We start from the raw sequence: 25,577 nt of genomic DNA, 5'->3' as shown, positions 1-25,577 counted from the left end.
GATCCTGCCCCGGCCGGCCGTCGCCCCGGCCGTCACCCCCGTCGCCTCGCCCGTCGCCCACCCCGAGCTGCTGGCGCTCGTCGGCCGCACCCCCCCTCGCCCGCATCCGCACCGAACTGCCGCACCCCCACCCCGGCTTCTGGGCCAAACTCGAAGGCCTGGGCGCAGGCGGCATGAAGGCCCGCGGGGCCGTGTCCATGCTGCGCGGCGCCCGGGCTCGCGGCGAACTGCTTCCCGGAGCCCCCGTGGTCGAATCCACCTCCGGCACCCTCGGCGTCGGCCTCGCCTTCGCCGGGCAGGCCCTCGGTCACCCCGTCGTCCTCGTCGCCGACCGCGAACTCGAACCGTGCATGCGCCAGTTGCTCCGTACCCACGGCGCCCGCCTCGAAATCGTCGACCGGCCCGCCCGGGAGGGCGGCTGGCAGGCGGCCCGCCTCGCCCGACTGCGCGAACTGCTGCGGCAGATGCCGGAGGCGTACTGGCCCGACCAGTACAACAACCCCGACAACGCGGCAGGCTACCTGCCGATGGCCGCCGAGCTGGCCGACCGCCTGGACCGCCTCGACGTACTGGTCTGTAGCGTCGGGACGGGCGGACACAGCGCGGGCCTGGCCGGGCCGCTGCGCCGCCGCTGGCCCGGGCTGCGCGTGATCGGCGTGGACGCGGTCGGCTCGGCGATCTTCGGGCAGCGCGTCCGGCCCCGCCTCATGCGCGGGCTCGGCAGCAGCATCCACCCGCGGAACGTGGCCCACGAGGCGTTCGACGAGGTGCACTGGGTCGGCGCGGCCGAGGCGGTGGACGCCTGCCGGCGGCTCGCCAGGAGCGGCTTCGTCAGCGGGGGCTGGAGCACCGGCGCCGTCGCCCTGGTCTCCGCCTGGGCCGCCCGGGTGGAGCCGGACGCCGTCGTCGCGACCGTCTTCCCCGACGGCCCGCACCGCTACCTCGGCACCGTCTACGACGACGGCTTCTGCCGCGCCCACGGCCTGGACGTGGCCGTGCCGGCCGCACGGCCGGAGGAGATCGCGCACCCGCGGGCGGCGGCCCGGGCCGCCGGCTGGGCGCGCTGCCGGACCGTCGTCGACCCCGTCGCGCAGCCCGTCCGTTCCCGCGTGCCCGGGCCCGCGGAAGGCGGCGGGACATGCGGATGACCTGGCACACGGCCGCCCTGGAACTGGCCGAACCACTGCGCATCTCCCGCTCCGTGATGTCCCGCCGCGAAGCCGTCCGGGTCACCGTCGAGCACGACGGGCTGCGCGGCCACGGCGAGGCGGTGAGCAGCGCGTACCGGGGCCTGCCCGCCCGGCGGATCACGGCGCACCTGGCGCGGCTGCGCGGAGCGCTGGAGCGCTACCCCGATCCGGAGACCGCCTGGGCCGGCCCGCTGCCCGGCGGGCTCCCGGCCGGGGTGTCCGCGGCGATCGAGGCCGCCGTGCTGGACCTGGTGGGCAAGAGGGCAGGCCGGCCCGCCCACCGGGTGCTGGGCACCGTGCTCCCGCCGGCGGCGGAGACCGCCCGGACCATCGGCATCGTCGCGCCCGTACGGGCCGCTGCGACCGCGGGCCGCCTCGCCCGGGCCGGGTTCGGCGTGCTCAAGGTCAAGGCCGGCTCCGCCGACCCGGCGCGGGATCTCGCCCGGGTCGGGGCCGTGCGCGCCGCGGCCCCCGGCGCCCGCCTGCTGCTCGACCCGAACGGGGCCTGGAGCGAGGAACGGGCCCGCGGCCTCCTGCCGGCCTTCGCGGCGCTCGGCGTCGAGGCCGTCGAACAGCCGGTCGCGCCGGGCCGCCCCGAAGTCCTCGCCCGCGTCGCGCGGGACTCCCCGCTGCCGGTCATCGCCGACGAGGACGCCGTCTCGTACGAGGACGCGATGCGGCTGGCCGGCAGGGTGCACGGGGTGAACGTCAAGCTCGCCGAATGCGGCGGGGTACGCGCCGCCCTCAGGATCTGCGCGGCCTTGGAGGGCAGCGGCACCGAGGTGATGCTCGGCTGCCTCGCGGCGAGCTCCCTGGGCATCGCCCCCGCCGTGCACCTCGTCGACCGGGCCCGTTGGGTGGACCTCGACGGGCACCTGCTGCTGGCCGCCGACCCGTGGACCGGGATCGGCGGGGCCGACGGGACCGTACGGGCGTCCCCGCGCCCCGGGCTGGGCGTCCGGCCGTCCCGTGGCCGTCCGGCCGCCACCTGACCGGCCGCGTTCCCGGGGCGCTGCGGGCCGCCGTACCCGCGACTACCCTGGACGGGGGGCCGTTGAGCAGTGCCCGTCGGAGGCGACCTCATGAGACGACGCCATCACTTCCACATCGATCATGCGGGGCACTCCGTCAGCGCCACCGTCGAGACCGGCCGCCACGTCGAAGTGGACATCCTGGTCGACGGCAAGGAGACCGGCCACGGCACGACGCACCACGACCGGCCCGTCACCGTACAGGTGGAACTGCCGACCGATCCGCCGACACCGGTGTCCGTCCGCGCGACGCCCGGCCCCGGCGTCCCCCGCTGCGTCCTGGAGGCCGAGGACGCCGTTCCCCAGGTCATGTCGCCGCGCCGCTACTGACGACCGCCGGCGGGGTCCGCCGCGGACGCGGCCGGGCGGCACGCCCCCCGGCCGCGAAGCCGGGGTGCGTGCCGCCCGGGGGTGGTTCGGGCGGGCGTCAGCCCACCTGGAGGGTGACGTCGTCGACGACGAAGGAGGTCTGGAGGGACTGGTCCTCGACGCCCTGGAACTTCAGGGTGACGCTCTGGCCCGCGAACCGGGACACGTCGTAGCTCTTGAGCACGTAGCCCGGGGCCGCGTCCAGGTTGGACAGGGTCTCCAGGGTCTGGCCGCCCACCGAGACGGTGAACCGGTCGTAGACCACGTTCTCGTTCTCATCGGTGTCGATGTGGAGGTAGAAGGCGAGCGTGGCCTTGGCGCAGCCGGCGGGCAGGGTCAGGGACTGCGCGGCGCTGTCCGTGTGGGAGGCGCCGTACCCGTCCAGCCACGCCATGTACGAGCCGCTGTGCGAGACCTGGCCGGACTGGTTGGTGACGACCCCGGCCGTGGCGGTCCACGGGCTGCTGCCGCTCTCGAAGCCGCCGTTGGCGATGACCTGGCGCGGGGTGCAGTTGCCCCCGCCCCCGACGGTCAGGGTGTAGGTGGTGCCGTGGGTGACCGTGCCGGCGGCGGTGACGGTCAGGGTGTAGGTGCCGGCCGTGGTGCCCGCGCCGACCTGCACGCCGAGCGTCGAGGATCCGCCGGACTGGACGGAGGCCGGGTTGAGGGTCGCGGTCACCCCGGACGGGGCGCCGGAGACGGACAGGGCGAGCGTCTGGGGGCTGCCGCTCACGGTGGTGGTGTTCACCGTGGAGGTGACGCTGCCGCCCGGGTCGGCGGAGCCGGCGGCCGGGGAGGTGCTGATCGAGAAGTCCTGCGCAGGGGTGTCGCCGCCGACGGCCTGCTTCCAGATCGTGTAGGCGACGCCGTCGGCGCTGCGGTCCAGGACCGTCGCGTTGATGTTGTTCGTCGTGTCGCAGGAGCTGTGGTAGCAGGAGTCGTACGCCGCGTTCGCGGTGCCGCCCCACTTGGTGGCCTGAGCCGAGGTCTTGCGGGCGCTGGCACCGGCCGCGTAGCCGGAGGTGGGGATGCCGCCCTGCTGGAAGGAGTAGTCGTCACTGCGGCCCTGGCCCTCCGTGTTCTCCTCGGGGGCGAGGTTCAGCGAGGCCCAGTACGCCTTCAGCGGCGCCGCGGTGGTGGAGTTGACGTTGTTGATGAAGTAGCCGCCGTTCGGCGAGCCGACCATGTCGAAGTTGTAGTAGCCCTTGATGGCGGCCTTCTCGGCACTGCTGAGCCGGCCCACGTAGAACGCCGAGCCGTTCAGGCCCTGCTCCTCGTCCGTCCACCAGGCGAACCGCACGTGCTTGGTCAGGGTGGGGTTCTTCTGGGCGAGGACGAGCGCGTTCTCCAGCAGGGTCGCGGAGCCCGAGCCGTTGTCGTTGATGCCCGGGCCCGCCGAGACGCTGTCGAGGTGGGCGCCGAACATGACGGTCTGGTCGGCCGGGCCGCCGGGCCAGTCCGCGATGAGGTTGTTGGACGGGTAGGTGCAGGAGGTGCAGTTCTGCTCGGTGACGGTGAAGCCTGCCGCCTGCAGCTTGCCCTTGATGTACGCCACGGACTGGGTGTAGCCGGCGCTGCCGGCCCGACGGTTGCCGCCGTTCTGCGAGGCGATGGTGTTCAACTGGGCCAGGTGAGCCTGGACGTTGGCCACGTTGATGTTCGGCGGATCGTTGCCGGGCTGGGTGCTGCCGACGTTGAGCGCGTAGTCGACGGTGTGCGCGAGGCTCGGGCCCTGGCCCTTGACCGTGATCGTGGAGGATCCGGGCGCCGCGTTGGCCGTGGCGGAGAGGGTCAGCGTCGAGGACTGGCCGGACTGCACGGTGGCCGGGTTGAAGGAGGCGCTCACCCCGGACGGCAGCCCGGTGGCCGTGAGGGTCACCTGCTGCGCCTGGCCGGTGGTGGTGCTGGTCGTCACGGTAGTGGTGACGGAGGCGCCCTGCTGCACGCTGCCCGACGACGGGTTCAGCGCCATCGAGAAGTCGTCGTTCTGGCCGCTCGGGGTGCAGGTCGGGTCACCGGACTGGGCGGGCACGCTGATCGCGTCCCACGCCGCCTTGGTCCTGGTGAACAGGTTGCAGGTGGTCGGGTCGAGCGACTTGGCGGAGCTGAGGGTCGCCGTCCGGTACTTCTTGTACGACATGCTGCTGGTCTTGAGCAGCATGCCGCCGTAGAAGATCTTGCCGGCGTTCTGCACGCCCACGCCGGTGACCGTGGACTGGTTGCAGGTGGGGCTGTTCGGCTTGCCGCCGCCCGGGCTGCTGCCCTCGGCCAGCAGGTAGAACCAGTGGTTCAGGGGACCCGCCGCCGCGTGCACCTCGGTGCCGGGTATCGCGGAGCTGTAGCAGGCCGGGTCGTTGTCGACGGCCGGCGGGTTGTACATGTTCCGGATCGGACCGCTGCCCGTGAGGTTGATCATCTCGCCGACGGTGTAGTCCGGGGTGTCGTACGGGGCCGGCTCGTTCGCGTACGCCTCGGTCAGCGCGCCGAAGATGTCGCCGGTGCCCTCGCCGAGGCCGGCCTCCTGGCCGCTGGTGCCGCCGGGGGTGTTGGAGTCGATGGCGTGCCCGTACTCGTGGCCCACCACGTCGATCCCGGCGATCCACTCGTTGGCGCTGTTGTGCCCGATGGTGACCGAACTGCCGTCCCAGTAGGCGTTGAGGTCGCCCAGGCCCACGTTGCCGGGGAAGCTGCGGCCGTTGCCGCTGACGCCGTTGCGGCCCAGCCACTGGCTCAGCATGTCCCACTGCTTCTGGGCGGCGAACATCAGGTCTGTGCAGCCGGTTTCCTTGGACGTCGCGTTGCCAGTGCCCCAGGAGTCCGAGGACTTCGTGAACACGGTGCCGGTGCTGTAGTCCGCGCAGCTCAGACCGGGCCGGTTCGGGTCGCGCAGCGAGTACGAGCCGCCCGAGGCGGTGGTGTCGATGCTGAGCGGGTTGGGCCCGTTCCACTTGCTGCTGCCGCTGCCCGCGACGACCTCGTCGTGGCGGTCGACGACCTTGCCGGTGCGGGCGTCCACGAAGACGTGCAGTTTGCTGGGCGCGGTCTTGGTGCTGCCGGAGAGGACGGTCTCCCAGGCGAGGACCGGTTTGTCGTCCTTGATCTTGACGACGAGCCGGCTGTCGAGCACCTTGTCGACCTTGGCCAGCTCCGCCCGAGAGACGGCCTCCGCCGCCTTCGCGCTGACGGAGGGGGTGGTGGCCACGTCGACGGCGGTGGCGGAGGCCGACTGGACGGCGCGGACGCGCCCTTGGCCGTCGGCGAGGACGACCGCGTCGCCGCCGACGACGGGCAGGCCGCGGTAGCTGCGCTCGTAGGAGACCGAGTACAGGTCCTGCACCCAGGGGGTGACCAGGCGCCGGTCGTACTGCTGCTGGGGTGAGTTGACCAGGGTGTCGAGACCGCTGCGGACCGCCGCGTCGGCGGCGGCGACCGCCCGCTCGGCGGGCTTGGGGGAGGGTGCGGACTTGGCCTGTGGTGCGGCGGACGCGGCGGTGGCCAGTGCGCCGGCGAGGCTCGCGGTCAGCGCCATGGCCGCCACGGAAGCCATCCATCTGGTGGGCTGCAAGAGTCCACTCCGTTCGTGTGTGGGGGGTGCGGCTGGCTGTTCGCGCCGAGTATGGGCGTGGACATGGCGAGATTGGGACATCTCTGCGCGCATAAGACCCGCGTTATGGTGCCGTGGGGTCACGCTGCGTAAGCTGCCGGAATGCAGCTGGAGTTGAGACATCTGCAAGCCGTGTGCCAGATAGCGGAGTCCGGCAGTCTGGGCGGCGCGGCCCGGCGGCTGGGGGTTTCCCAGCCCGCGCTCTCCGCGCAGTTGCGCAGGATCGAGAGGGTCACGGGCGGCGACCTCTTCGTCCGCGGCCGGCACGGGGTGGAGCCGACCGCGCTGGGCCAGTTCGTCCTGGCCAAGGCGCGCCGCGTGCTCACCGAGATGGAGACCCTCGGCGCCGAGACCCGTGCCATGGCGACCGACGCCCCGCTGCGGCTCGGCTGCATCCTGCTCGTCCTGATCGACGGACTGCTCACGCGGACGGACCTGACCCCGGCCGGTCGGGAGATCACCGTGGACGTGGAGCACTCGGTGACCGCACTCGTACGGATGCTCGGCGCGGGCCGGTACGACGTCGTCGTGTACGGCGAGGTCAACGACCACGAGGTCGCGCTGCCCCAGGGCGCCCTGGCCCGGACCCTCGTGCCCAAGGAACCCTTCTGCATCCGGATGTCCACACGCCACCCCCTGGCGGGCCGCGAGGTCCTGGACCTCGCCGAACTGGCCGGCGAGCAGTGGATGACCCTGGTGGAGGACGACGACGGCGGCCCCGAAGCACTGGTCGAGGCCTGCGCGAAGGCCGGCTTCGCCCCCTCCCTGCGCTACCGCATCACCGACCGCAAGATGCGCCACGACCTGGTGGCGGCGGGCCGCGCCATTTCCCTCACCCAGCCCACGGCCCCCGCGGTGGAGGGCACGGTGATGCGTCCGCTGCTCGGCACCCCGATCATGGGCCGCATCCGCCTCGCCTGGAACCGCTCGGCGGTATCCGCCGCACAAGCGGACACCCTCTACCGCGCGGCGGCGGGTGCCTACCTGGCCAACGTGGACAACAACGCCTTCCACCGCGCGTGGTGGAACGCCCACCCGGAGGCCCACCCGGTCCTCGGGTGAGAACACTCATTGGGGTGATGCGCTACGCGCGGCCCGGCCGCCGCCGGGACCCCGCGCCCGTGGTGCCGTACGGTCCCCGGAGTGACCGAGGCGAGAGACGGGACTGACGTGACCGACGCGAAGGGCGCGACCGACGTGACCGTGACCGGAGGGGCGGGCGCCCTGCGGGTCCTCGTCCTCGCGGGATCCTCCCGCGAAGGCTCCGTCAACGCCCAGCTGGCTGAACTCGTCGCGGCGCAGGTCGAGCGTTCCGGGGCCACGGTGGACCTCGCGCGGATCCGCGACTTCGAGATGCCGACCTACGACGGGGACGCCGAGGCGGGCCAGGGGCCGCCGGCCGGGGCGGCGGCGCTGCGCGAGCGGCTGATCGCGGCCCAGGCCCTGGTCATCGCCTCGCCCGAGTACAACGCCTCGGTGCCCGGCGTGATCAAGAACGCCGTCGACTGGGTCTCCCGCTTCCGGCCGCAGCCTTTCAAGGACAAGCAGACGCTGCTCGTGTCGGCCTCGCCGTCGATGGTCGGCGGCAACCGCGGCCTGTGGGCCCTGCGCGTCCCGCTCGAACACCTCGGGGCGCGGGTGTACCCGGACATGTTCAGCCTCGCCGCGGCGCATTCCGCCTTCCGCGAGGACGGCCGACTCGCGGACGAGGGCCTGGGCGAGCGGCTCGCCGCCACGGTGGACTCCTTCCTGGCGCTGGCCGAGGCGGACACGCGCTACCTGTGCCTCCAGCGCCGCTGGTACGAGTTCCTCGGCGACGAGAGCAGCGCCCCGGTCACCCAACGGGCCGAGGGCTGACGCCGGCCCTCAGCGGGGGACGCCGGTAGAGGGCAGCAGCCGCTCGTCGTGGACCAGGCCCGCCACGTGCTCGGCGACCATGTCGAGGATCTGCGCCGCCGCGTCGGCGTCGCCGAGCACGAGGAAGTTCAGGGTCAGCCCGTCCGTCATCGCCGCCAGGTAGCGGGCCAGTACGGTCACGGGGACGCGGAGTTCGAACCCCATGCCGGCCCGGACCTGTTCGAGGAGCTCCACGTACGTCGCGCAGTACAGCTCGTGCTGCCGCCGCGCCAGGTGCTCGCACCCCGGCTCGCGCAGGGCGTACTGGGTGAGCTCGTACGTGAGCATGTGCTCGGCGGGGTGGGCGCAGACGTGGTCCCAGTAGGCCTCGAAGCCGGCCCGGACGGTCTCGCGGAGGGTGGCGCGCGGCCGGATCGCCTCCTTCACCACCGCCAGGTAGTGCTCGGTGATCGTCTCGATGACGGATTCGAGCAGGGCCTGCTTGGAGTCGAAGCAGTAGTGGAAGACGCTCAGCGACACGCCCGCCTCGGCGGCGATCGACCGGGTCGTCGTCCGGGGGACGCCGTCGCGGGCCATCGCGCGGATCGCGGCCTCGGTCAGCTGCCGGCGCCGCTGCGCCAACGGCATGCGTGCCATGCGGGTTCGGTTCCCTTCGTTCACGTACCGCCCGGGACGGGCGGCCGGGGCATGTCGGATCGAACGAGCCGATCCGGCATGCCCCGGCCGCCGCGCCGGTGCCGTCAGCTGCTGTAGACGCCGACTTCGTGCAAGGAATAGCCCCACTGCGTGCCGCGCCCCACTCCGTGGACGCGTACGTACCGGGCGGGGACGCCGGCGAACTGCGCCGTGTCCAGGCCGCCGTCGCCGGAGGTCGTGGACCACACGGTCTGCCAGTTCACGTCGTCCGCGGAGACCTCGATCCGGTACGCCTTCCCGTACGCGCGCTCCCAGTCGAGGGTGACGCGCTTGACGACGCCGGGGGAGCCGAGGTCGATGCGGAGCCACTGGTCGTCGTTCCAGTCGCTCGCCCAGCGGGTGCCGGTGTCGCCGTCGACGGCCCTGCCGGGCGCGTAGCTGACGAAGGGGTTCCACTCGGCGGAGCTGGCCGCGGCGGGTGCGTGCGCGGCGAGGTTGACCCCGGCCTTGTGCTGCTCGGACGCCCCCCAGGTGTGCAGGTAGGACTCGGCGCCCTTGAAGAGGTCGTCCACGACGCCCTGGCCGCCGACGAGCCGGATGTCCTCGATCCAGTCGGGGACCAGGCCGTAGTGCGCCGCCCCGTCGGTGTTGAGGTCCCAGGTGCGCTGCCCGGTGGTCTGCTTGTCGATGACGGAGCCGCCGTCGGTGCTGCGGAAGGGGTACTTCACCGGGTTAGGGGTGTCGGCTCCGCGCGGGCCCGGCCAGCCGCCGACCCCGTTCATGTCGGTGCCGTACCCGTAGCCGACCTGGTACTTGTCGCGCAGTGCCTTCGTACGCCCGGCCTCGGCGCTGAACCCCTCGGAGCCGTTCATGTACTGGGCGGCGAACCCGCCCAGCTTGTAGAGGCGTTCGGTCCAGCCCAGGTCCATCCAGCTGTGCGAGGAGATCACGCCCGGGTAGGACTCGGATTCGAGGATGTCGAAGGCCCGGCCCGCGGCCTTGACGCTCATGTGGTCGACTTCGAGCATCATCTTGCGTTTCATCATGCCGCGCACCGCGTACTCGCCGAGGTCGGTGAGACCGCGCGAGTTGCACTGCGCGCCGGCCGCGTACGAGGGGACCGCCACGCCCGCCGGCAGCTCCTTCTGCGCCGACGGCGCCGGGGCCAGGCCGATCGGGTTGTCGTGCTGCGGGCCGCTGCACTGCTCGGTCTTCCAGAAGGTGCCTGTCGACAGGAACTGCCCCACGTTGATGGCGGTGCCCAGGGCGCCCTCGTCGAAGCGGACCCCGCACAGCGCGTTGTCGAACTTGTGGCACAGGAACATGCTGCGGACGCCGAGCCGGTACAGCTCGTCGAGGCCGCGGTCGATGTCGGCCTTGCTGCACTGGGCGACGTCCAGGATCTGCTTGCAGCCGAACGGCTCGGAGGTCTCCACGCCCAGGACCACGGCCAGTTTGCCCTGCTGGATGACGTCGCGGGCCTGCGCGGAGTCCGTGACGATCCGGAACCAGCCCTTGCCCGGGCCGCCGTACATCTTGTCGATGTAGGCCTGCATGTCGTACGTCTTCTGCGCCTCCAGGCGGATGGCGGTCATCTCGTCGCAGCTGCGGTCCTTGAAGAAGTAGACCGAGCAGATCACCCCGTTGGTGACGAGGTCGTTGACGAGTACGCGCTGGCCGCCGCGCCAGGCCCGTTCGATCCAGGCGTAGTAGTTCTGCTGGTGGGTCAGCGAGTCGTGGGCGGGCCAGTCCTTGAACGTCGGCCAGCCGGTCGGGTCGTGCTTGCCGTCCCCGCCCTTGGTGATGAAGTCGAAGATCGCGAGGGAGCCGTCGGGGTAGTGCTCGGGGCAGTCCTTGAGGGCGTCGGCCACGCCCAGGTCGGAGAAGGCCTTGCCGCAGATGAGCCGGCCGCCGAAGCCCTCGTTGGACATGATGTGGTCGTGGGCGTCGACGAAGCCCCGTACCTGTCCCTGGGCGTTCGTGCCCTTGAACGGCTCGCCCGTGACGTTGATCTGGGAGTCGGGGGCGGGCCGCGCGGAGGGGTTCCACCAGCCGGCATCGCCCTCGGCGGCCGCGCCGGGCGCGGGGCCGAGGGCCATGGCCACCATGGCGAAGAGGAGGGCGAGCAGCGCGATGGGCCTGCGCCTTCGGTGCGGGGCTCGGGTCATGGTCATCACTCACGTCATCGGTCGGCGGATGGCGCGGTCGAGGACGCAGACCGTCTGAGGGAGCGGCTGATTGTCATGTCCCGCGCAGGCATTGTGACGAGAATGGCTACCGGCGGTAACAGAGTCAAGAGTCCGGGACGGATGACCTGATGGAATGTCAGGTGCGCGGCGGTTTCTCCGTGGGGCTACTCGGGGCCCTCGTCGAGGACCGCCGCGATGCCCTGCGCGAGACACGACACCCGGTGCGCCGGGATCCCCGCGATGTTGACCCGCCCCGCGGTCGTCCCGTAGATGGCGTACCGGCTGCGCAGCCGGAGCATCTGACGCGGTGTGAGCGGCAGCATCGAGAACATCCCCTTCTGCCGCGCCAGCACATCGGCCTGCGCGTCCCACCCGAGCGCGGTCAGCTCCGCAGCCAGTCCGCGCCGGTTGGCCGCGATGCGGGCCCGCATCGCATCCAGTTCGGCCCGCCACAAGTCCCGCAGCCCGTTGTCCTCAAGGACCGCCGCCACCACCGCGGCGCCGTGCTCCGGCGGCATCGAATAGAGGGTGCGGGCCGCGTTCTGCAGCGCCGTCTCCACATGCCGCAGCGACTGCCGCGACGCGCCGAGCACGACGGCGCAGCCGGTCCGGTCGCTGTACAGCCCGAAGTTCTTCGAACAGCTGATGGCGACGAGCATCTCCGGCACCCGCTCCGCCAGTAGCCGGGTGGCCGCCAGATCGGCCTCCAGGCCGTCGCCGAGCCCGTGGTACGCGAGGTCCACGAACGGCACCCAGCCGTGCTGCACCGCCAGCCCGGCCACGGCCTCCCAGGCCTGGGCGGACGGATCCACCCCGGTGGGGTTGTGGCAACAGCCCTGGAGCAGTACGACGTCGTCGCGCCGCGCCTGCCCGAGGTCGCGCAGCATGCCCGCCGTGTCGAAGCGGCCCTCGGCGTCCGCCCAGCCGTACGTCCGCACGGTCAGCCCGGCGGCCTCCAGGATGGGCCGGTGGTTGACGTACGCCGGGTCGCTGATCCACACCGTCGTGCCCGGCCTGGTCCGGCAGATGAGATCGGCGAGCAGCCGCAGCGCGCCGCTACCCGCGACCGTCTGGACGGCCACGGCCCGCTCCGCGGCGTCGCCGGAGCCCAGGACCATCGAGAGCATCGCCCGGTTGAAGGCGGTGTTGCCCGAGAGCCCCCGGTACTCCTTGGAGGCGGAGCGCTCCGCCAGTCGTATCTCGGCCTCCCGTACGGCCGCCATGACCGGGGTGCCGCCCGTCTGGTCGCGGTAGACGCCGAGGACGAGGTTCAGGCGCTCGGGTCGGGCGTCGGCGCCGTACGCCTCGGTCAGGTCCCACAACGGGTCGACGGGGGGAGGAAGGAGGAGCTCAAGCATGGGCGGGAACCTCGGGCTGGGTGCGGTTGCGGGGACGCCGGTTGGCGAGGGCGACGCCCGCGGTGATGAGGGGGACGCCGGCGAGCACGGCCGCGGTCGGCGACTCGTCGAGCAGGGGAATGGCGAGCAGGACCACGGCGACGGGGCTCAGGCTGCCCACGGTCGAGCTGCGCTCCGCGCCGAGACTGCGGATGGCGAAGGCGTACAGCAGGCCGGCGCACAGGCCGACCCCCAATCCCTGCACCACGAGGAACAGGGCGATGTCGCTGCCCGCGGCTGACGCCAGGCCGGTGGGCAGCACCCCGGTCAGTACCAGGAGCGCCATCACGGCGAACGAGGGCAGGCACAGCAGACCGATCGATCCGACGGGATCGAGGTCCACCTCCTTCAGTCCGACGGTGTACAGCGCCCACAGCCCGCTGGCGACGAGCAGGATGCCGGCTCCGGCCAGCACCTGTGTGTTCAGCGGGAACACGTACCGCCACACCAGGGCCACCACGCCGGCCGCGATCAGCCCCAGCCCGGCCGCCTGCGTGCCCCGGGGGGCGCCGCGGCCGCCGGCGACCATCAGCGCGGAGACGAACAGCGGGACCATGCCGGGGACGATCGAGCCGACGAACGCCGCCGAGGTCAGGGAGCCGCCGTACATCGCGGCCAGGAAGAACGGCACCCCCGCCCCGCAGGCGATCTTGAGCGCGGCCGCCGGGCGCACGGCGGCGATCCGCCGGCGCCGCCGCCACAGCGCGGGCGCCAGGACGAGCAGCGGGACGCCGAAGCGCAGCAGGGCCGCATCGGCGGGGAGCAGGGAGGAGGCGCTCAGGGCCCGGGCGCTGAGTGCGAACGCGGCCCAGATCAGCACGGTCACCACCAGTGCGAGGGTGCCCTTCGCCTGTGGGGAGAGCCTCGGGCGGACCGCGGCGCCGGCGGGTGGGGGCGCCGTCGCGGGTCCGGCGTTCGTGGTGACCAAGGGGGTTCCTCCAGCCTCAAAGGGGCCGGATCCGGCCATGGAGCAACGCTAGATCTTTCCTCGGGGCAGCCGATTGCCAGTTCTGCCGTCCGGACATACGTTTGAGGCAGAATCTGCCAAGGAGTGGTCATGGACGCAGTCGATCTGCAAATCATCCGTGAGTTGCAGGCCGACGGGCGGCTGTCCAACCAGGACCTCGCCGACCGGGTCCGGCTGTCCCCGTCGCCCTGCCTGCGCAGGGTGCGGCGCCTGGAGGAGGCCGGCCTGATCCGCGGCTACACGGCCATGGTCGACCAGGTCGCCTTCGGCCTGCCGATCACCGTCTTCGTCCGGATCCGCCTGGACCGCCACACGAAGGAGGCGGTCCGGGTCTTCGAGGAGCACGTCGCGGTCATCGAGCACATCCAGGACTGCTACCTGATGGCCGGAAGCAGCGACTACCTGCTCCGCGTGGTCATCGAGAGCCTGGAGGCGTACGAGGCGCTGGTCCGGCACCGGATCCACGCCATCCCCGGCATCGCGTCGATCGAGTCGAGCTTCGCGTTCGGCAGCGTGAAGCAGTCCAGGGTCTACCCCGCTCCCGCGTAAGGAAGTGAGCGGCAGCAGGCGGCTGACCGGCAGGTCTCCTGCCGGAGTCGCCACATGGTGATCTTGATCTCGTGGCGGTGGGGCCCATGGGTCGGCCGCGTAGTTTTGCCCCGTGGCAGGCTTGCCCGGGATCGACTTCCCGTCGTCGTCCCAGGCTCTGCCGATGCGGTACGCGGGGAGGGGCCGGCATGTGCGGCAGTCGGGGTGGGCGTGGCTCAGGGCGGTCGCCGAGCGCGCGGTGGAATCGGCTGCGCGAGGCCCACGTAGCGCTCTCACAGCCACCGCCCGTGACGTCGTCGACCGGCGCCTGGGCACCCCGTCTCCTACACCGCTGAGGGCACCGGCCCGGGCCTGCTGTTCGTGCACGGCACGGGAGGTCACGGAGAAGCCCAGTTCGGGCACGTCCGCGAGCAGTTCAGCGACCGCTACACCGTCATCACCCCCGACTGCTCGGGCAGCGGCCTGACCCCGCTGCACGCGGACGAACTCAGCCTGGACGAGCTGGTGGAGCAGGTGATCGGCGCGGCACGCGCGGTCACCGACGAGCCCCTCGACATCGTCGGCTTCTCCCTCGGCGCCGTCGTCGCGGCCGCCGCCGCGGCCGAGCACCCCGCGCTCGTCCGCCGCCTCGTCGTCATCAACGGCTGGGCCCGCAAAGACGACCCGCGCCAGCAGCTGGCCACCGACCTCTGGCGGCGGCTCGCGGCCATCGACGAGGAGGCCTTCGCCGCGTACAGCGCGCTGCTCGTCTTCTCGCCGCCGTTCCTCGCCGGCATCGGCAGCGGGGGCGTCAAGGCCACCGTCGCCGGGATCAAGGCCGAGGCGTGGACGCTCCAGCAGATCGAGCTCGACCACCTCGTCGACATCAGCGACCGCCTCCCCGCCATCGCCGCGCCCACCCTGGTCATCGGCTCCACCCGGGACGCGCTGATCCCCGTCGAGCACTCGCGCGAGATCCACGCGGCCGTGGCGGGCAGCGAGTACGCCGAGCTGGAGAGCGGCCACGTGGTCATCTTCGAGAAGACGACCGAACTCGTTGAGCTGCTCGGCGATTTCCTCGACCGGGACTGACCGACCGTCCCCACGGGCGATTTCGAGCCGACGGGTGGGCGCTCCCATGGCCGGAACGGGAACCTGCCGTCCCGACCTACCCTCTTGGAAGGGGATCCGGGTACTCCGCCCGGTTCTTCCGAGACCCGGGAGGGGACCGACGTGGCGTCCGTGGGAGAGAGACTGAGCAGAGCGCGGGAGCGCACCTTCATCGGAAGGGAAGAGGAACTCGGCCGCTTCGGTGCGGCATTGGCGGGGGATCCGCAGGCGCCCTTCGCGTTCTACCTGTACGGGCCGGGCGGTATCGGGAAGTCGTCGCTGGTGCGGAGCCTGGCGGCCGAGGCCCGTGCGGCGGGCCGACTGCTCCTGGAGCTGGACGGCCGTTTCGTCAGCCGGGACCCGGCCGACTTCGAGCGTGCGGCCGGTCCCTTCCTGGACGTCGCCGGCACGGTCCTGTTCGTGGACTCCTTCGAGCACTGCCAATGGCTGGAGAGCTGGCTGTGGCAGCGCTTCCTGCCCCGCGCCGCCGACGACACCCTGGTGGTCCTGGCCGGCCGCATCCCGCCGCACGCGCAATGGACCGCCGACCCCGCCTGGTCCGGGCTCCTGCACGTCGGTGAACTGGGTCCGTTCTCCGATGAACAGGCCCGGAGCCTGCTGGCGGCGGCGCAGATCCCGCACGAGCTCGGGGAACGCATACTCCACTTCGCCGGAGGCAATCCGCTGGCCCTCTCCCTGGCCGCGGCCGCGGGTTCGGCGGGCTGGAGCGGCGAGGCGATGTGGGCGCCATCGGCCGACGTCCTGCGCACGCTGATGGCGGGCCTGATCGGGGAAGTGCCGACGGCGGCGCACCGGCGGGCCCTGGAGGTGGTGGCCCAGGCGCACTCGACGTCCGAGGAACTCCTCGCCACCGTCCTGCCCGAGGAAGACGCCCACCTACTGTTCGGCTGGCTGCGGGACCTGCCGTTCGTCGAGTCCACCGCCCGCGGGCTCTACCCGCACGATGCCGCGCGGGAAACCCTGGCCGCAGACCTGCGCTGGCGCGCCCCCAACGCGTTCATGGCGATGCGCCAGCGACTGGCGGAGGAATACCTGCGCTTGTTGCGCGAGGGCGCCGACGAGCGGGTCAGCGTCATCCCCGACGAACTCTTCTACCTCTTCCGCGAGTTGGCGAGCCCGGCCCGGCGCGGGACTTCCACCCGCGAGGAGGAGGTGCACGAACGCGTGCTGCAGCCGGACGACATCGATGTCGTACTGCGCATGGCCGAGGAGACGGAGGGGGCCGCCTCCGCGGACCTCGTGCGCTACTGGCTGGAGCGACAGCCGCAGGCATTCAGCGTCTTCCGCTCGGTGAGCACCGGCGAGCCCGTGGCGTTCACGACCCGCCTCCAACTGTCCTCCCCTCCCGACCCGCAGGACCTCGCCACCGACCCCGTCGTCGCGGCCGCCTGGGAGTACACGACGGCCACCGCCCCGGTACGGGCCGGAGAGCACATCGGCATGAGCCGGTTCTCGATCTACCCCGCCCGCTACCAGGTCCCCTCCGTCGTCATCGACCTGAGCAACTCCCGGGCCCAGGCGGAGGCCGCCCGCGGGCGGGGTCGCGCCCACGGCTTCGTCGTCTACCGGGACGCCGAAACCTGGGCCGCGCGCCTCAAGGGCGTCATGCACGACACCGGCGCACGGGCGCGGGTCGGCGAGTACGCGTACGGGCTGTTCTGCATCGACTGGCGGCAAGTGCCGGTCGAGGCGTGGATACGCCACCTCATCACCGCGACCGAAGTGCCGGCCCCCTCCGGACCGTCGGGCTTCTCACGCACCGCGTTCGACCAGGCCGTGCGCGAGGCCCTGGCGCACTGGCGCGACCCCCGCGCCTTCGCCGCCTGCGCCCTGACCCGCGCACGGCTCGCGGCCGACCTCACCGATCCGGTCGGAGAGCTGCGCGCCCTGCTGCGCCAGGCCGTCGACGACCTCGCCGGCGACCCGCGCGGAGTGCGCGCCCGCGAGGCCCTGACGGCGGGCTACTTCTCCGGAGCACCCACCCAGGAGGCCGCAGCCCGCCGCCTGGGCCTGCCGTACGGGACCTACCGGCGCCACGTCCGCCAGGGACTCGACCTGCTCTGCGAGGAACTGTGGCACCGGGAGCTGCACGGGAGCCCGCGGTAGCGGACACCGCCCGGCCCCCCGGGCGCCCCGGTGGACAGGTGCGGACAGCAGCGGACAGTCATGACCGCCGTCCGCTCTGGATAGTGGACACCGCCCGGCACGAGTCTGTGCGACATGAACGTTGCACACACGCAGACGGGCCGGGCGGCAGCCGGAGCCCACCGGCCCGGAACCGCCCTCGCGGCGCTCGCCGCGGCCCAGTTCACCGTCATGCTGGCCACCTCGATCGTGAACGTGGCGCTCCCCCAGATCAGCAGCGGAGTGGGGCTGTCGGACGGCGGCATCACCTGGGTCGTCAACGCCTACGGCCTGGCCTTCGGGGCGCTGCTCCTGGCGGGCGGCCGGGTGGCCGATCTCCTCGGCCGCCGCCGGGTGCTGATCACCGGGCTGGCGCTGTTCGCGGCGGCCTCGCTGACGGCGGGACTGGCCGCCTCCGCGGGCGTGCTGATCGCGGCGAGGGCCGTTCAGGGCCTCGGCGCCGCGGCCATCGCCCCGGCCGCGCTCGCCCTGGTGATGGACCTGTACCCGCCCGGACCCGGGCGGGGCAGGGCACTGGGGGTGTGGGGCGCGGTCTCCGGCGCGGGCGGGGCGGGCGGTGTGCTCCTCGGCGGTGTCCTGACCCAGGCGTGGGGGTGGCCCTGGATCTTCCACTCCGTGGCGCTCGGGTCGGTTCTCGTCCTGGCCGCCGTGGCGGCCTTCGTACCGCGGACGGCCGGTAGGAAGGACGGGCGGTTCGACCTGCTGGGCACCGCCGCCGTCACCCTCGCCCTGACGTGCCTCGTCTGGGGCCTGACCGCCGCACGCGGCACCGGCTGGACGGACCTGCGGGTGCTGGGCGCCCTGGCCGGCGCCGTCGCCCTGTTCGCCGCCTTCGTCGTCATAGAGCTCCGTCGGTCGAACGCACTGATACCGCCGCGCCTGTTCAGCGCCGGCCGGGTCGTCGCGGGCAACCTGCTGATGGCACTGCTGGGCTCCGTGTGGATCGCACTGTTCTTCTTCCTGCCGCTCTACCAGCAACAGGTCCTCGGGATGTCCCCGCTGGCCACCGGTGCCGGTCAACTCCCGCTCGCCCTGGCCAACATGCTCGGCGCGACCCTGGCCTCCCGCATCTCCCGGCGCATCGGCGCCGCCGCGACGGTGACCGCGGCCCTGTTCACCGAGGCGGCCGGCCTGCTGTGGCTGTCCCGGATCGACGCCCACGGCAGCTACCTCGCGGACGTCCTCGGCCCGAGCATCCTGGTCGGCCTCGGCCTGAGCGTCGCCTTCGTCCAGCTCACCGCACTCGCCGTGGACGGTGTCCCCCCGCAGGACGCGGGGCTCGCGGGCGGCCTGGTCAACACCACGCGTCAGATCGGCGGTGCGATCGGCCTCGCCGCCCTGGCGACGCTCGCAGGCTCCGTCACCCAACGCGCCGCGGCCCACCGGCCGCACGTAGAGGCGCTCACCACCGGCTACCGCACCGCCTTCGCGGTCTCGGCCGCAGTCCTGGCCGCCACCGCACTCCTCGCACTGCTCCTCGCCCGCCGCACCGGCCGGCCCACCACGACCGCCCCCGCGCCGGGGGAGAAGGGAAACCCAGCCGTGTTCACCATCGACGAGACCGCACCCGTCACCGTCCGCCTGAGCACCGTGATCGACGCCCCGCTCGCGACGGTGTGGGAGCTCCACACCGACATCGCGGCGTGGCCCACCTGGAACGCGGACATCGACCGGGCAGAGCTCCACGGCCCGCTGGTCCCCGGCAACTCCTTCAGCTGGCTGACCCACGGCCTGGACATCACCTCCACCGTGCACGAACTGGTCCCCGGCGAGCGGATCGTGTGGGGCGGCCCCGTCGACGGCATCACCGGCATCCACGTGTGGACGTTCGAACAGCACGGCGACCGGGCCACCACCGTCCGCACCGAGGAGTCCTGGAGCGGCGACCCGGTCGACGCCGCCGTGGACGAACTCGCCGCGGCCCTCCACGACTCCCTGGACACCTGGCTCACCCACCTCAAGCACCGTGCCGAACACGCTGCCTGACCTGCCATCACACCCACTCGAAGAGGTTCTGACATGACGACGCACAAGCCCTACCTGACCGGTCACTACGCCCCCGTCCCCGAGGAAGTCACCGCCACCGGTCTGACCGTCGAGGGCACCCTGCCCCCGGAGCTGACCGGCCGGCTGATCCGCAACGGCCACAACCCGAAGCCCGGTGTGACCCCGACGCACTGGTTCAAGGGCAGCGGCATGGTCCACGGCATCCGGCTCCGTGAGGGCCGCGCCGAGTGGTACCGCAACCGCTGGGTGCACACCCCCGCGTTCGACGGCGCCCCCTACATGACCGAGAACGGCCCCGACCTGACCGCCAGCACCGCCGGCACCCACGTCATCGAGCACGGCGGCCGCCTCCTCGCCCTGTGCGAGTCCAACTTCCCCTTCGAGCTCACCCCGGAACTGGAAACGGTCGGCGCCTACGACTTCGGCGGCAAGCTGCGCACCGCGATGACCGCGCACCCCAAGGAGGACCCGCTCACCGGGGAGCTGCACTTCTTCGGCTCCTCGCCCCTCCCGCCGTTCCTGACGTACTACGTCTCCGACGCCAAGGGCGAGATCGTCCACAGCGCCGAGATCCCGGGCGCGACGGCCTCCCTGAAGCACGACTTCGCCATCACCCGCCGCCACGTGGTCTTCGTCGAGGGCAACGTCACCTTCGACCCCAGCGAGCACTCCGGCATCCCGTACGCCTGGAGCGACCAGCAGCTCTCCCGCATCGGCATCATGCCGCGCGGCGCCAACGGCGCCCAGCACCTGCGCTGGTTCTCCATCGAGCCCGGCAACATGCTGCACGTCTCCAACGCGTACGAGGACGGCCAGGGCCGCATCGTCCTGGAAGGCCCCACCGTGGACCGCGAGGGGTTCCGGCTGTCCTGGAACTGGTGGACCGGCGCTCCGGGGCGCGGTTCCGAGCCCGCCTCCCGCTCGTACACCCGCCGCTGGGTCGTGGACATGACCGCCGGGACCGTCGACGAGCAGATCATCGACGACCTCGCGGTGGAGTTCCCGACCCTCAACGAGGAGTACCTCGGCGCCGAGAACCGCTACCAGTACGCCATCTCGTTCCCGGACGAGAAGGGCTTCGGCGGCTACGGCGTGGTGAAGTACGACCGCACCACCGGCGCTCGCCGCATCCATCAGGTCGGTGACGCCCGCCTGCCCAGCGAAGCGGTGTTCGTCCCCGCGGCCGGAGCGAGCGGCGAGGACGACGGCTACCTCCTGACCGTCGTCTCCGACCTCAAGCAGAACGCCTCGCAACTGCTGGTCCTCGACGCCTCCGGCCTCGACCGCATCGCCACCGTCCACCTGCCGCAGCGGGTGACCGCCGGGGTCCACGGCTCTTGGATCGCCGACGACACCCTGACCGCCCCCGGGAACTGACCACCCCCGACACCCCAGCCGGCGCTGCCGGCCACCCCTCCGCGGCGGTGGCCGGCAGCGCCGTACCCGTACCCGTACCCGTACCCGGGTGATCTTGCCGTCGCGCCGGTGAACACCGGTCCGCCGGCTCCGGCTGCGCCGCCAGGTACCCAGCGTCGGCGGGGTCCGTCCGTACGGCTCTACGTCGTGACCGGAAGGGCGTCCGGGCGGGGCCGCGCCGGGACCCGGGCCGTCCGCGCCGCCTCCACCGCCGCGGCCGAGGTGTAGAGGGTCAGTGCTCGCCCGCCGTGGACCAGCTTGGCCGCCGCCCAGTGGAACGGGTTCGCCCGTCCCTCCACGGCAACGACGTGGTCGCTCACCAGCCGCTCGACCCGCGCCAGCAACGCCGGGTCGAGACTCCTGCGCAGCCTGCCGCGCGCCTCCTGCTGCTGCGGGGCGTACAGGTTGAACGGCAGGTACAGCGTGGCGTCGTCCGGCTGCGCCCCGTCGCGCGAAGTCATGCTCCAGCACAGAGTCGGGCGTACCCCGGGCGTGTCGAGCGGCTCCGATCCCTGCGGGGCGGTGTCCGTCACCAGACCCGCCGCGGCGGCCGCCGCGGCGCGGCCCAACGGGGCCAGCCGTGCTTCCAGTTCGGCGGTGGAGCGCTCCGCGACCGTCGTGTAGAACTTGATACGAGCGTGCGGTGACTCGTCCACGTCGAGCGCGAAGAAGGCCGGCATCAGATGGGCCATGCCCTGCGGGTCGTGGCGCTGCAGCCAGCCCCACGCGCCGCCCTGGCCGAGCCGGTCGAGCGCCGTCCCGACGGTCTCCCGGCTGCGCTCGGTGCCCGCCGCCAGCGTGTCGAAGTACACCTTGGGGCGTGCGATTCCCGAGGCGCTGACCGAAGCCGCCAGGCACATCCCGAACGCCGCCCGCTCGCTGCGCGGCCGGAACAGGTCGGCGACCTCCCGGGCCCGCTCCAGGCGTGCGAGGCCCAGGCGTTCCAGCTCGGCCAGCGTCCGCCGGCCGCGCTCCCAGCTCCCGGTCGCCGAGACGGGGCCCCGCTCGGGGAGCGGCCGGAAGAAGAGCCGGACGTCGACCCGGTCCCCGTCGAGCACGAGAGAGTATTCGAACGGAGCGGTCGACACGGCGTCCTGCCGGGTCCCGCCGCCGTCGGTGTCCCGCGAGACACGGTGGCCCCACCCGTCGAAGAGGGTCCGCACGGATTCCTCGGCCGCCGCGTCGAAGCGTTCCCCCAGGCCGAGCACCTCTCCCAGGTAGCGCAGCCCGTCGACGGCCAGTCCCGCGTATCCGGGCCGCTCCGACGTCACGGGGCGACCGGCTCGGGGGTGGGCGGCAGGTAGGGCTTGGAGTCGATCCCGGGGTACATCCGCTCCAGGTGCCCGATCGTCTCCTCGGTCCAGTAGTCGTCCCCGGCGGGCGGGAAGCCCAGCAGGTGGCGCTGGCGCGGGTCCAGTTCGACCATGAGCTCGTGCAGGGTGTTCCAGTTCGGGTGCGCCGGCCGCATCGACCACAGGTGCTTGTCCGTCCAACGGGCCTGCGCGCCGTGCATGTTGAAGAAGAGCGCGAGACGCCGTCCGAGCAGTTCGTTGTAGGCCGACCCCCGGTGGACGATGTCGCCGACGAAGAGCAAGAGCGAACCGGCCTCGGCCTCCACGGGCCGCTCCTGCTCGTACAGCCCCGGATACTCCGCCTTGTCGTACGAGCCCTTGCCCGCGTCGGTCAGCAGCGGCAGCCCGAGGTGTGCGGCCCGGTCGACGACGTAGGTGGGCGCGGTGTCCACGGTCACGTCGGTCAGGTAGAGGATGCCGTACACGCGCTGGTAGACACCGTCCGCACGCGGGTGCACCAGGCTGCTGGCCGCCCAGGCGTCGTTGTGCAGGGTCTGGTCGCGGCTCTCCCCGTACGCCGTGCCGTACTTGGCCTGGATGAAGGAGCTCGTCAGCCGCAGGTCGGTGGTGCCGAGCAGTTCCTCGACGACGTCGATGACCCGGGTGTCCAGCGCGTGCCGGTTCAGGTCGTTGCTGGTGAAGGGGAACGGAACCGCGTGCTTGAGGGCGTTGACCTCCTCGGGCGTGCTCCCGCTCGCCTCCGGGTCGGGGAAGTAGGTGTCGATCGCGGCCTGCGCCCGGGCGAGGGCCTCGCCCGTCACGAAGCCGGGTACCAGGGCGTATCCCCGGCCGGCCAGTCGTTCCACTATGTGCTTGGTGTCCATGGCGTCCGTTCGTCTCAGCTCTCGGAGAGGTGGTCGTGCGGCCCGTCGCTCCGCCCCGTGCGGAGGGTGCGGGACACGACGATGTTCTTGTGGAAGGCGTCCAGCCGCATGGACTCGCCGACCGCTTGGCCCTCGACCTCGATCCAAGCGTGCGCGGCGAAGGGCATCAGGCTGACGCCGGAGACCCAGTCCGGCCAGCTGCCGCGCAGGCGGGCCAGCAGGGCCGCCGCGATCGATCGCTCCAGGCAGTACGGCCCGGCGGCGCGGCGGCTGACGGAGACGACGTCGCTGCGCGCGGCCAGTGCCTCGGCGCGGGTGGCGGGGCGGGCGCCGCCGCTGAGCAGGCGCAGCGCCCGCTCCAGCGCGTGCGGGCTCAGCCGGGTCAGCAGGCGGCTCGCCGTGACGGCCAGCATCGGCAGGGGCCGACGGCGCAGTGGCAACCGGGCGCGGGGCTCCAGGGTCATGGGCAGCGTCACGTCAGACCAGCACCTTCGCACGGCGCATGGTGTCGATCAGCTTCGCGACGTCCGCGGGTATCCGGTCGGCCGCCTCCGGGTGGCGTGCGCACAGCTCGGCCACGACTTCGTCCTGGGTGCGTCCCGCAGCGAGCATCTCGAACACCGACGTCCCCATCGGGTTGATGCGGAAGTAGGTGCCGGACTTCTTGTCCAGGAGAACGGCCGCGTCCTCGGTCTTGGTGAGTACGACGTGAGGGGAGATCTTCAGCATGGTGAGGCCAGTCGTCGGTTCGTGAGGGGGCGTTCGGGCGCCGCTGCCGGGGCCCCCGCGACAGCCTGCATCCAGGCCTCCGCGGCGACGGTCAGCTCCAGCGCGTTGGTCTCGTACTCGGGGCGCATCGTGTCCCGCAGGGTGGCGCGCAGCCGGTCGATGTCCACCAGGCCGTGCTCGGCGAGCAGCGAGTCCTCGAACAGGCCGAGGAGCGAGCGGCGGTTGCGGGCCAGGCCGCGGTGCACCGACATGCTGAACTCGCCCTTGGTGGAACGGGAGAGCGCACCCGTCCGGGAACCCGGCGTCGCGTCCACCCGCATGGCGGCCTTCAGGACCGGTTTGAACCCGGTGCCCGGCAGGGCCTCGGCGCGCGACACCGAGAGGGCGGCCTCCAGTACCGCGTCGTCCATGTACGGCAGCGACAGGGTGATCCCCTGGTGCTCCATCAGGGCGCGCAGCGGGCCGAGCCGTTGTCCACCGATGCGGTGTCCCGCGATGCTGGTGTGCACCGAGCGGGTGTCGGCCTGCGAGGTCCGACCGGCATCGTCGGCGGCGGCGACCGCGCGCACGGCCTCGACGTTGGCGGGCGTCGACCACGGGGTCACGCGGACCTGCGGGCCCCAGCTCAAGCCGGGGCCGAGGACGTCCGGCCGGGGCAGGTGCAGACTGCGCAGCTGCTCCTCGAACCAGCCCTGGTACGTCTGCTGCCGGGCGAGCCCGCGCAGGACGGAGGGCATGCTCCAGCGCCGCAGCCGGGCGAGATCGCGGATGCCGCGGACCGCACGCAGGGGAGCGCGCGCGTAGAGGTCGCCGAAGTAGGACGGTGCGATGGTGAACAGCTCGTCCCCGCCGAATCCGCCGATGTGGACGTCGGAGCCGGTGGCGGCGAAGATCTTGGACATCGCGGTCTTCCGTGCACGGTTCCGGATGAGCGTGTACGGCTCTCCCAGTCCGTACGGGACGTCCTGGACGAGCCCGCGGCCGAGTTCCCAGATGCCGTCGTACGGGCCCGGGACGTCCTCGGGGCCGAGGACCGTCAGGGGCCGGTCGATCTCCTGCGCCGCGATCGCCGCCCAGTGGGCGTCGTCGTGGTTGGGGTCGACGGTCTGCTCGACGAACGACTGGAAGCGGGCGCCCTGGCCGGCCAGGAGGAAGCAGAGGGAGGTCGAGTCCATACCGCCCGACAGGTCCGCCGAGAGGCCGCCGGCCGTGGCGAGCCGGACGGCCACCGCTTCCTCCAGCGCGGCCCGCACCTTCGGAGCTCCGTCGGCGAGCGACAGCGTCGGCGCCGGGGGACGCCACCAGGTGGTGGACTCGACCCGGTCGGCGGTCATGCGCAGCCTCTGGTCGGCGGGGAGCCGGTGGACCCCGTGCCAGTAGGTGCCCCGGGTCAGCCCGTAGTCGAATCCGGGGTGCAGCATCCCCCAGGCGACCATCTCGATGCGCGGGGTGGCACCGCTGAGCCGGGCCAGTGGTTCGGCCGAGTCGGATGCGGCGTACGAGCCGTCCTGGCGCCGGGCGTAGAACACCTGGCGCAGGCCCGACGCGCTCCCCTGGACATGGGTGGAGCGGCCGTCGGTGTAAAGGATGTGAAAGCTGCCAGCGATCTCGTGCGCGGCGGCCATCAGACCGTCGGCTTCGTCGTGCTGTGCCAGCAGGCGGGCCAGACCCCCCGCGTCGATGCTCGTCTCGCCGAACAGCGCGAGGCGTCTGGCGCCGGCTTCCGCGGCAATCAGGCGGGAATGGGAGCGGTCCGCGACCACCCACGTCCGGCCTGAGGCATACGTCAGCACTTCGGTGTTCTCAGTCGGCCCGGCATAGACCGGAAATGCGTCATCGACGTTCTCCGGGAAAGCGATGAACCATGACGCACTCAAGGAATCCCCCTGGCCAACTAAATTTGCGCACGGCGATTAGATGATCGCGGTGCCCTCACCGTCGTTGCTGGCCCAGCCGTACCACATCGTGAGTTCGGAGAACTCGCCGATGGGCAGCATTTCGGGCGCCTCGTATTCGACAACCTCGTGGTCGTTCATTTGTGTCACCCCCTTCCGTTCGATTCATCTTCAACCTAACAAGCGGGGGTGGGGATTCGCGAGAACGTTTTTTTGATACCGTCGCCCGTTATGGCCGAAAACCACGGCCCGGGCGAAATGGAATATCGAACTCCGATTGTCGAATGCGTGGCGTGTGCACTGGTCTCCC

Annotated in this window: 20 protein-coding genes and 1 pseudogene; 10 read left to right on the top strand and 11 right to left on the bottom strand. The window is 72.2% G+C overall.

What is annotated here, in order from left to right:
- Nucleotides 1-4: 4 nt before the first annotated feature.
- The 3 genes and pseudogenes from OHA65_RS06945 to OHA65_RS06935 all read left to right on the top strand — a co-directional run bounded on the left by OHA65_RS06945 (nucleotide 5) and on the right by OHA65_RS06935 (nucleotide 2,551).
- A pseudogene (locus OHA65_RS06945) lies at nucleotides 5-1,148 on the top strand (PLP-dependent cysteine synthase family protein).
- Nucleotides 1,139-2,182, top strand: coding sequence for an enolase C-terminal domain-like protein (locus OHA65_RS06940; protein WP_327282226.1), 1,044 nt, complete (start codon nucleotides 1,139-1,141; stop codon nucleotides 2,180-2,182). The pseudogene OHA65_RS06945 and the gene OHA65_RS06940 overlap by 10 nt, the downstream one beginning before the upstream one ends.
- A gap of 90 nt (nucleotides 2,183-2,272) precedes the next feature.
- A complete protein-coding gene (locus tag OHA65_RS06935) occupies nucleotides 2,273-2,551 on the top strand; it encodes a hypothetical protein (RefSeq protein WP_327282225.1) in 279 nt (92 codons plus the stop codon).
- A gap of 97 nt (nucleotides 2,552-2,648) precedes the next feature.
- Here the strand turns inward: OHA65_RS06935 and OHA65_RS06930 are convergent, their stop codons facing one another.
- Nucleotides 2,649-6,137 (bottom strand): M28 family peptidase, encoded by a 3,489-nt coding sequence (locus OHA65_RS06930; RefSeq protein ID WP_327286020.1) that lies wholly within the window; start codon nucleotides 6,135-6,137, stop codon nucleotides 2,649-2,651.
- A 159-nt stretch (nucleotides 6,138-6,296) separates the two neighbouring features.
- Between OHA65_RS06930 and OHA65_RS06925 the strand changes: the two genes are divergently transcribed.
- Together OHA65_RS06925 and OHA65_RS06920 are read left to right on the top strand one after the other, a co-directional pair.
- On the top strand, nucleotides 6,297-7,256 hold the full coding sequence (locus OHA65_RS06925) for a LysR family transcriptional regulator (protein ID WP_328761998.1): 960 nt from the start codon (nucleotides 6,297-6,299) through the stop codon (nucleotides 7,254-7,256).
- Nucleotides 7,257-7,337: 81 nt separating this feature from the next.
- A complete protein-coding gene (locus OHA65_RS06920; RefSeq protein ID WP_327282223.1) occupies nucleotides 7,338-8,051 on the top strand; it encodes an NAD(P)H-dependent oxidoreductase in 714 nt (237 codons plus the stop codon).
- A gap of 9 nt (nucleotides 8,052-8,060) precedes the next feature.
- Here the strand turns inward: OHA65_RS06920 and OHA65_RS06915 are convergent, their stop codons facing one another.
- The 4 genes from OHA65_RS06915 to OHA65_RS06900 all read right to left on the bottom strand — a co-directional run bounded on the left by OHA65_RS06915 (nucleotide 8,061) and on the right by OHA65_RS06900 (nucleotide 13,201).
- Entirely contained in the window at nucleotides 8,061-8,687 is a 627-nt protein-coding gene (locus OHA65_RS06915; RefSeq protein WP_327282222.1) for a TetR family transcriptional regulator, read from the bottom strand.
- A 104-nt stretch (nucleotides 8,688-8,791) separates the two neighbouring features.
- A complete protein-coding gene (locus OHA65_RS06910) occupies nucleotides 8,792-10,795 on the bottom strand; it encodes a discoidin domain-containing protein (RefSeq protein WP_371646776.1) in 2,004 nt (667 codons plus the stop codon).
- A gap of 245 nt (nucleotides 10,796-11,040) precedes the next feature.
- Nucleotides 11,041-12,234, bottom strand: coding sequence for an aromatic amino acid transaminase (locus OHA65_RS06905; protein WP_327282221.1), 1,194 nt, complete (start codon nucleotides 12,232-12,234; stop codon nucleotides 11,041-11,043).
- The gene (locus OHA65_RS06900) at nucleotides 12,227-13,201 is read right to left on the bottom strand and encodes a DMT family transporter (protein WP_405761561.1); all 975 of its coding nucleotides are present in this window, start codon (nucleotides 13,199-13,201) and stop codon (nucleotides 12,227-12,229) included. Before OHA65_RS06900 ends, OHA65_RS06905 begins: the two co-directional genes overlap by 8 nt.
- A gap of 129 nt (nucleotides 13,202-13,330) precedes the next feature.
- Here OHA65_RS06900 and OHA65_RS06895 point away from each other — a divergent pair, with 129 nt between their 5' ends.
- The 5 genes from OHA65_RS06895 (at nucleotide 13,331) to OHA65_RS06875 (ending at nucleotide 20,428) form a co-directional block, all read left to right on the top strand.
- On the top strand, nucleotides 13,331-13,789 hold the full coding sequence (locus OHA65_RS06895; RefSeq protein ID WP_327282219.1) for an Lrp/AsnC family transcriptional regulator: 459 nt from the start codon (nucleotides 13,331-13,333) through the stop codon (nucleotides 13,787-13,789).
- A gap of 360 nt (nucleotides 13,790-14,149) precedes the next feature.
- Nucleotides 14,150-14,860: an alpha/beta hydrolase gene (locus OHA65_RS06890; protein WP_327282218.1), complete on the top strand. Its 711-nt coding sequence runs from the start codon at nucleotides 14,150-14,152 to the stop codon at nucleotides 14,858-14,860.
- Nucleotides 14,861-15,010: 150 nt separating this feature from the next.
- Nucleotides 15,011-17,005, top strand: a complete 1,995-nt coding sequence (locus OHA65_RS06885; protein WP_327282217.1) for an ATP-binding protein — start codon at nucleotides 15,011-15,013, stop codon at nucleotides 17,003-17,005.
- Between the two features lie 114 nt (nucleotides 17,006-17,119).
- Nucleotides 17,120-19,030 (top strand): MFS transporter, encoded by a 1,911-nt coding sequence (locus OHA65_RS06880; RefSeq protein WP_405761559.1) that lies wholly within the window; start codon nucleotides 17,120-17,122, stop codon nucleotides 19,028-19,030.
- 33 nt (nucleotides 19,031-19,063) lie between these two features.
- A complete protein-coding gene (locus tag OHA65_RS06875; RefSeq protein WP_328761991.1) occupies nucleotides 19,064-20,428 on the top strand; it encodes a carotenoid oxygenase family protein in 1,365 nt (454 codons plus the stop codon).
- Nucleotides 20,429-20,607: 179 nt separating this feature from the next.
- On the opposite strand, the gene OHA65_RS06870 is transcribed toward OHA65_RS06875, so the two are convergent.
- The 6 genes from OHA65_RS06870 to OHA65_RS06845 form a co-directional block, all read right to left on the bottom strand.
- Entirely contained in the window at nucleotides 20,608-21,738 is a 1,131-nt protein-coding gene (locus OHA65_RS06870; protein ID WP_328761989.1) for a hypothetical protein, read from the bottom strand.
- Nucleotides 21,735-22,643: a phytanoyl-CoA dioxygenase family protein gene (locus OHA65_RS06865; RefSeq protein WP_327282213.1), complete on the bottom strand. Its 909-nt coding sequence runs from the start codon at nucleotides 22,641-22,643 to the stop codon at nucleotides 21,735-21,737. Before OHA65_RS06865 ends, OHA65_RS06870 begins: the two co-directional genes overlap by 4 nt.
- 14 nt (nucleotides 22,644-22,657) lie before the next feature.
- Complete coding sequence (locus OHA65_RS06860) at nucleotides 22,658-23,119, bottom strand: lasso peptide biosynthesis B2 protein (RefSeq protein ID WP_328761988.1); 462 nt, start codon at nucleotides 23,117-23,119, stop codon at nucleotides 22,658-22,660.
- A 1-nt stretch (nucleotide 23,120) separates the two neighbouring features.
- On the bottom strand, nucleotides 23,121-23,372 hold the full coding sequence (locus OHA65_RS06855; RefSeq protein ID WP_327282211.1) for a lasso peptide biosynthesis PqqD family chaperone: 252 nt from the start codon (nucleotides 23,370-23,372) through the stop codon (nucleotides 23,121-23,123).
- Nucleotides 23,366-25,165, bottom strand: coding sequence for an asparagine synthase-related protein (locus tag OHA65_RS06850; RefSeq protein WP_327282209.1), 1,800 nt, complete (start codon nucleotides 25,163-25,165; stop codon nucleotides 23,366-23,368). Before OHA65_RS06850 ends, OHA65_RS06855 begins: the two co-directional genes overlap by 7 nt.
- Before the next feature lie 120 nt (nucleotides 25,166-25,285).
- Nucleotides 25,286-25,408, bottom strand: coding sequence for a lasso RiPP family leader peptide-containing protein (locus OHA65_RS06845; RefSeq protein ID WP_133895650.1), 123 nt, complete (start codon nucleotides 25,406-25,408; stop codon nucleotides 25,286-25,288).
- Nucleotides 25,409-25,577 lie beyond the last annotated feature (169 nt).

Origin of the sequence: Streptomyces sp. NBC_00045 (assembly GCF_045041095.1) — a bacterium.
GTDB lineage: Bacteria > Actinomycetota > Actinomycetes > Streptomycetales > Streptomycetaceae > Streptomyces.
This window is presented reverse-complemented; position numbering and strand designations above follow the sequence as displayed.